Source organism: Mesorhizobium sp. M0514, assembly GCF_040321145.1.
Taxonomy (GTDB): domain Bacteria; phylum Pseudomonadota; class Alphaproteobacteria; order Rhizobiales; family Rhizobiaceae; genus Mesorhizobium.
This window is the reverse complement of the sequence record NZ_JAMYQZ010000164.1, coordinates 1-6,076: the sequence shown is the minus strand read 5'-3', so window position 1 is coordinate 6,076 and position 6,076 is coordinate 1. Positions and strand designations below refer to the sequence as shown.

The following is a 6,076-nucleotide window of genomic DNA, read 5'->3' as shown; positions in this document are numbered from 1 at the left end:
GCCATTAGCCGGGCCGGGATTTCGTCGATGCGTCCGGCAAGCGCCGTCGCCTTCATGTCGACAAGCCGCGCCGCAATGCGGCGGCAGCGCTCGCTGCTGGCGTCGGCAAAGGCGGAAAGGCCGAGCCGCAGCTGGTCGGCAATCCACTGGTCGAGTTCGTCCAGCGCGCCTGCCACCGCGGTGCGCGTATCTTCCGCCCGCTTGCGCTGCGCCGTCTCGCGGCGCTCCGTCGCGGCGGCGTCATCGACGGTGCTTTCCTCCGCCTGCGAGGCCTCGCCAATGCTCTTGCCAGACGCGCCCCTGCCAGGCTTTGCGTCGACCGGCGGGGGCGCAGTCTTCCTGCGCCGGCCAAGCCAGTCATTGACCCATTCCGGCGTTGTTTCGGCTGATGTGAAGCTGGCCGGCGCCGTGGCGGCGATCCACATCAGCGCCAGCGTGTGCTTGCAGGGAAATTTTCGCGACGGGCAGGTGCATTTGTAGCCGTGGTCGCCGGTGTCGACGACGGTGCGATAGGGGTTGGATCCCGAGCCTTGGCATTCGCCCCAGATCAGCGCCTGCTGCTCGTTCTTCTCCAGCCGCGGCCAGTTCGAGCGCTTGGTGAGCTTCGAGGCGGCGCTTAGCGACGCCTGATCGGGGGCCAGCGCCTCGATGGTTTTCAGTTCGAATTCCAAGCCGCGCCTCTCGTCACCCCAAATCAATGCCTGGCATCAATATAGGGTGCCGTTTGTGAAGGATTGTTGTGGCCCCGGCAAGACGAAGATAGCGCAGATCAGTACAGCGGCGTGGCCATGTGCCGGGGCGTCGGCCATTGCGCCGTGATCTCGGGCTGCACCGGGCGCTCGAGATAGGTCGACAGCACGACATAGCTTCGCGTCGAGGTGACGCCGGGCGTTTCGTAGAGACGCGCCAGCAGGCCTTCGAGCGCCCTGGTGTCCTCGGTGCGGACCTTGAGAAGCATGCAGGTGTCGCCGGCCACCGAATGGATTTCCTCGACCTCAGGATATTGCGAGACGGCCATCAGCTCCGGCGTCTTGCCCCAGCCCTTGGTATCGATATGCACGAAGGTGAGCAGCGGCTTCTTCACGGCCTTCGGGTCGATGATCACAGCCGTGCCGCGGATGGCGCCGCTGCGCCGCAGGCGCTTGACCCGCTCATGCGCCGCCGGCGGCGAAAGGCAGACGCGTTCGCCAAGTTCGGCGTAGCTGATCGTCGCATCCTCGACCAGCACGCCTAATATTTTTCGGTCGATTGCGTCGAGCTCGCGGGGAGCTACCTTGTTCTGCAGAACCCCATCTGTTTCTTCGTCCATATCGAAATTCCTTGTTGTCGCGGAATTTAGTTCGGCCATTATGACCCGATGACGAACGCGCATCAAGCTGCAACGCTCCATCAGCCGATCCCGGCGCTGGCCTATCTCCTGACCGGCTGCATCGCCGTCATCGGCTCGAACTCGCTGGTCCTGGGTCCAATTGCTCCGGCAGTCGCCGCATCCTTCGGCACCAGCGTGCCGGCGGTGATGGCCGCGTCGGCCGCCTTCGGCCTCGGCACTTCGGCCAGCGCGTTGTTCCTCGCCCGCTATATCGACGGCGTCGGCGCCCGCCGCATGCTGCAGGGCGCTCTGCTGTTGCTGGCGGTCGGGCTTCTCGCCAGCGCGCTGGCGCCGACGGTGATCATGCTGGTCGCGGCCCAGGCCGTCGCCGGCATCGCCGCCGGCGTCGCCATGCCGGCAATCTATGCCAGTGCAGCGGCAATTGCGCCGCCCGGCCGCGAAAGCGGCACGATCGGCGTCGTGCTGACCGGCTGGACGGTCTCCATGGTGGCCGGCGTGTCGCTGTCGGCCGTGCTTGCCGACCTCGTGCACTGGCGCGCCGTCTTCGCCGCCGTCGCGGTGCTTTCCGCCATTGCGCTTGCTGCCTTGTCGATGACCTCGCTCAGCGACGTCAGGAAGAGCGGCCCGGCGCCGTCGCCGTTCGTTGCGCTGGCCATTCCGGGCATCGTGCCGCTGCTCATAGCCTGCACCGCCTTCATGACCGCTTTTTACGGCGTCTACGGCTATCTGGGCGATCATCTGCACCAGGATCTGGGCGAGCCCGTCAGCGCCAATGCGCTGGCCGCACTCGCCTATGGCGCCGGCTTCGGCGCCGCGGCCTTCCTCGACGGCGTCATCGACCGCATCGGCGCGCGGCGCGTCATGCCCTTCGCCTATCTGCTGGTCGCCGTCGTCTATGTCGCCATCGCGCTCGCAAGCAGCAATTTCGTGCTGATCCTGGCTATGATCGCCATATGGGGCCTTGCCAATCATTTCGGCCTGAACGTGCTGGTGATGCGCCTTACCGCGCTCGATCCGTCGCGCCGCGGCACCATCATGGGCCTGAACAGCTCGGTCACCTACCTCGCGGTCTTCATCGGCACCACCAGCTTCGGGCCGCTTTATTCATCGTTCGGCTTTGCCATCTGCGCCATCGTCGCCGCCGTGCTGATGCTGGTTGCGGCAGCAGCGGGGTCATGGCGGTCGCCTCCGCCCATCAAGCCGTAAAGCTTGCGTCCTCATCCCGTCCTTCGCTAGAGCTTGGCTTGCCATGCGAGCCCCGCCCGGATGAAGACGACGCTTGAAACCACTGCCGACCCCTCGTCAGACGACCTCGCCTTCCTGGCCGAGCGGCTGACGGCGTTCAATGACGGCGATGTCGGCCCCTCCGGCCGCAAGCCGATCGCGGTCTTCGTTCGTGACGAGCACGGCGCTGTCGTCGCTGGCATTTCGGGATACACCGCCTGGGGCTGGCTCTATGTGCAATGGCTGTGGGTCGACGAACGCCTGCGCGGCCAGCATATGGCCGGCGACATGCTGGACGCTGCCGAGCGCGAAGCAGTCGCCCGGGGCTGCCAGAACGCCTGGATCGACACGTTCAATCCGACAGCGGCCAAAGTCTATGAGCGGCAAGGCTACCGGCGCTTCGGCGAACTGCCTGACTTTCCCGTCGGCCGCAGCCGCATCTTCCTGCAGAAGAAGCTCTAACCTGCCAGCCGCCCGCCTTGCATCGGCTGCGGCACGCCGGTGGTGCTGGGAAAGCTGATCGGCAGGCCGCGCAGCACGCGCACGGCAAGGAAGGCAAAGCATTCGGCCTCCACCGCATCGCCTTTCCAGCCCAGTGTCTCGGCCTGCACCACCTCGACGTTGGCGCGCCTCGCCAGCATCGCCATCATCGTCGGGTTGCGGCGGCCGCCGCCACTGACCGCCAGGCGCTTCGGCCGGCGCGGCAACAAATCGAGCGCCTTGCCGACGGCCGAGACGGTGAAGGCCGTCAGCGTCGCCGCCCCATCCTCTGCGCTGAGGCCGTCGGCCATGGCGGCGCCGAAGTCGAAACGGTCGAGCGATTTCGGATAGGGCTTGGTCAGATACGGATGCTGAAGCAATTTGGCCAGCCGCACTTCATCGACGGTGCCGGCCGCGCCCAGTGCGCCGTCGCGGTCCATCTCGCCGAGTCCGTTTGCCTTGATGAAATCGTTGAGCGGCGCGTTGGCCGGGCCGGTGTCGAAGGCGACGATGTTGTCCTTGCCGTCCCACCAGGTGACGTTGCCGACACCGCCGAGATTGAGCACCGCCGTGTCGCCGCTGGCGTCGGCTTCCCTCAAAAGCGCCGCGTGATAGGCGGCTGCCAGCGGTGCGCCCTGGCCGCCGGCGCGCACATCGGCCGAGCGGAAATCATAGGCGACCTTGGCGCCCAGGATCGAATGCATCAGCTCGCCGTCGCCAAGCTGGCGCGTGGCGCCGAGGCGTCCGGGTTGCGGGGCGCGATGCAGTACGGTCTGGCCGTGGAAACCGACCACGCCGATATCGGCCATGGTCAGGCCGTAGCTTTCGACAAGGTCCTTCACCGCCGCCGACTGCGCCCGCGTCAGCGCCTCCTCGGCTTCGGCAAAGATCGCCGGCTCCGGCCCGTCGAAATTCCACACCCGGGCCTGACGCAGCGTCTCCTCCAGCAAGGCACGGATCGCTGCGGGGTAGGGGGCCAGCGTATAGGTCCCGAAATCGGCGATCCGCTCGCCATCGGTCTTGATCAGCGCCACGTCGATATTGCCGTCAAGCACGGTGCCGGTCATCAGGCCGACGGCCCAGATTGGTTCCACGGTCGACTCCCTTGCGACACCGTTTGCGATTCCAACGCAATCACCTGTCGGACGGATTGTCTCGCCAGGCAAGACCCCGGCCGCGGTCGATCGCTCCGAACCTGCCGGCAGGGTTTTTACCGAACAGCGAAAATCGAGCAACGCCGTTCTTGCGTCTCGCCGCTCAAGACGCCAGCTATGAGACGAACACGTCATCGCCAAGGAGAAACGACATGGCATCCGAAGTCGCAGTGATCGCCGGCGCGGGTGCGGGCCTGAGCGCCTCTTTGGCACGCCTTCTCACCACGGAAGGCTATCGTGTGGTGCTGGCCGCCCGCAACACGGCCAAACTCGCGGCGCTGGTCGGGGAAACCGGCGCGCTGGCCGTCGAAACCGACGTCGCCGATCCGGCCTCCGTCGCCGGCCTGTTTGACGCCGCCGACAAGCAAGGCCCGCTGGCCCTTGCCGTCTTCAATGCCAGCGGCCGCACGCGCGGCCCGATCGCCGAGGTCGATCCCGATGCGGTCAAACAAGCCTTGCTTGTCGGCGCCTATGGCGGCTTCCTGGTCGGCCAGCAAGCGGCGCGGCGGCTGCTTGCGCGCGGCTCCGGTTCGATTCTTTTCACCGGCGCCTCCGCCAGCATCAAGGGCTTTCCCAACTCCGCCGGCTTTGCCATGCCGAAATTCGGCCTGCGCGGTCTGGCTCAGTCGATGGCGCGCGAACTCTTCCCGAAGAACATCCATGTCGCCCATTTCATTATCGACGGCCAGATCGAGCCGGTCCGGACGAAGCCCGAGCGACCGGACAGCCAGCTGTCGCCCGATGCGATCGCGCAGACCTATCTCGCGACCCATCGCCAGCATCGCAGCGCCTGGAGCTTCGAGGTCGAGCTGCGGCCCTTTGTCGAGACATTCTGACCGGTCCGACGTGGCCGTTCTCGCAATTGCGAAATCTTTGAGAGAATATTCCCGGCTTCGTGTTTGAGAAGAAATGCGGTTCTTTGATCCGGCAAGCAGCATTGCCGATGATGTCGTCAAGGCTTGGTATTCCACCTCGCCGCAATGACTTCAGGATTACGAGGGATCGACAATGCCCGAACGTGGAAACGCTTCCAGCTCTCTTCTTTTTTCAGCCATCAGCCGGCGAGCTGCCCTTGCGGCACTTTTTGCCTCGGCCGTCACGCTTGTCGGTCTGGCTCAGCCGACGCCGTCCTTCGCCGAGGACAAGAAGTCTATCAAGGTCGGCATCATCAGCGGCGAGGATGAGGATGTCTGGCGCGTCGTCGTCGCCCAGGCCGCCGAAAAAGGCCTGACCGTCGAGACCGTGGTGTTCAACGACTACACCCAGCCCAACGAGGCGCTCGAGCGCGGCGAGATCGACGCCAACGCCTTCCAGCACCAGCCCTATCTCGACAACCAGATCAAGACCCAAGGGTACCACATCGTGCGCGTCGGCTACACCGGCGTCTGGCCGATCGGCCTCTACTCCAAGAAATACACCAAGGTTGCCGACCTGCCCGAAGGCGCCGTCATCGGCCTGCCCAACGACCCCTCCAATGAGGGCCGCGCGCTGCGCGTTCTGCAGAACGAAGGCGTGATCAAGCTGAAGGACGGCACCGGCATCCTGGCGACTACCGCCGACATTGCCGAGAACCCGAAGAAGGTCGTCATCAAGGAACTGGACGCCGGCATTGTCGGCCGCTCGGTCGAGGATCTCGACGCGGCTGTCGTCAACACCGACTGGGCGCTGAAGAGCGGTCTCGGCCCGGACAACCGCATCGCCCAGGAGCCGGTGGCCGACAACCCCTACCGCAACTTCATCGCCGTGAAATCCGGCAACGAGAACGAGGCGTGGGTGAAGACGCTGGTCGCGTCCTACCAGAACGAGGCGGTCAAGGCCGAGTTCGACAAGGTCTACAAGGGCACCGGGATCAGCGCCTATTGATTGGCGCCTGGTTGTCAGGAGCAGG

At 65.4% G+C, this 6,076-nt stretch carries 7 protein-coding genes; 4 read left to right on the top strand and 3 right to left on the bottom strand.

From position 1 onward, the window contains the following. On the bottom strand, positions 1-671 hold a 671-nt coding region (locus tag NKI61_RS32100; protein WP_352842326.1), incomplete at its 3' end, for an SWIM zinc finger family protein. Positions 672-769: 98 nt separating this feature from the next. Then, on the bottom strand, positions 770-1,309 hold the full coding sequence (locus tag NKI61_RS32095) for an Lrp/AsnC family transcriptional regulator (RefSeq protein ID WP_023687041.1): 540 nt from the start codon (positions 1,307-1,309) through the stop codon (positions 770-772). 48 nt (positions 1,310-1,357) lie between these two features. Here NKI61_RS32095 and NKI61_RS32090 point away from each other — a divergent pair, with 48 nt between their 5' ends. Beyond that, entirely contained in the window at positions 1,358-2,536 is a 1,179-nt protein-coding gene (locus NKI61_RS32090; RefSeq protein WP_023726345.1) for an MFS transporter, read from the top strand. A gap of 60 nt (positions 2,537-2,596) precedes the next feature. Continuing rightward, positions 2,597-3,016, top strand: coding sequence for a GNAT family N-acetyltransferase (locus NKI61_RS32085; protein WP_352842325.1), 420 nt, complete (start codon positions 2,597-2,599; stop codon positions 3,014-3,016). Here NKI61_RS32085 and NKI61_RS32080 read toward each other — a convergent pair. Next, entirely contained in the window at positions 3,013-4,128 is a 1,116-nt protein-coding gene (locus tag NKI61_RS32080; protein WP_352842324.1) for an anhydro-N-acetylmuramic acid kinase, read from the bottom strand. The two genes, NKI61_RS32085 and NKI61_RS32080, sit on opposite strands and share 4 nt — an antisense overlap. Positions 4,129-4,340: 212 nt before the next feature. Between NKI61_RS32080 and NKI61_RS32075 the strand changes: the two genes are divergently transcribed. Beyond that, on the top strand, positions 4,341-5,024 hold the full coding sequence (locus NKI61_RS32075) for an SDR family NAD(P)-dependent oxidoreductase (RefSeq protein WP_352842323.1): 684 nt from the start codon (positions 4,341-4,343) through the stop codon (positions 5,022-5,024). Positions 5,025-5,196: 172 nt separating this feature from the next. Continuing rightward, entirely contained in the window at positions 5,197-6,051 is an 855-nt protein-coding gene (locus NKI61_RS32070; protein WP_352842322.1) for a MetQ/NlpA family lipoprotein, read from the top strand. Positions 6,052-6,076 lie beyond the last annotated feature (25 nt).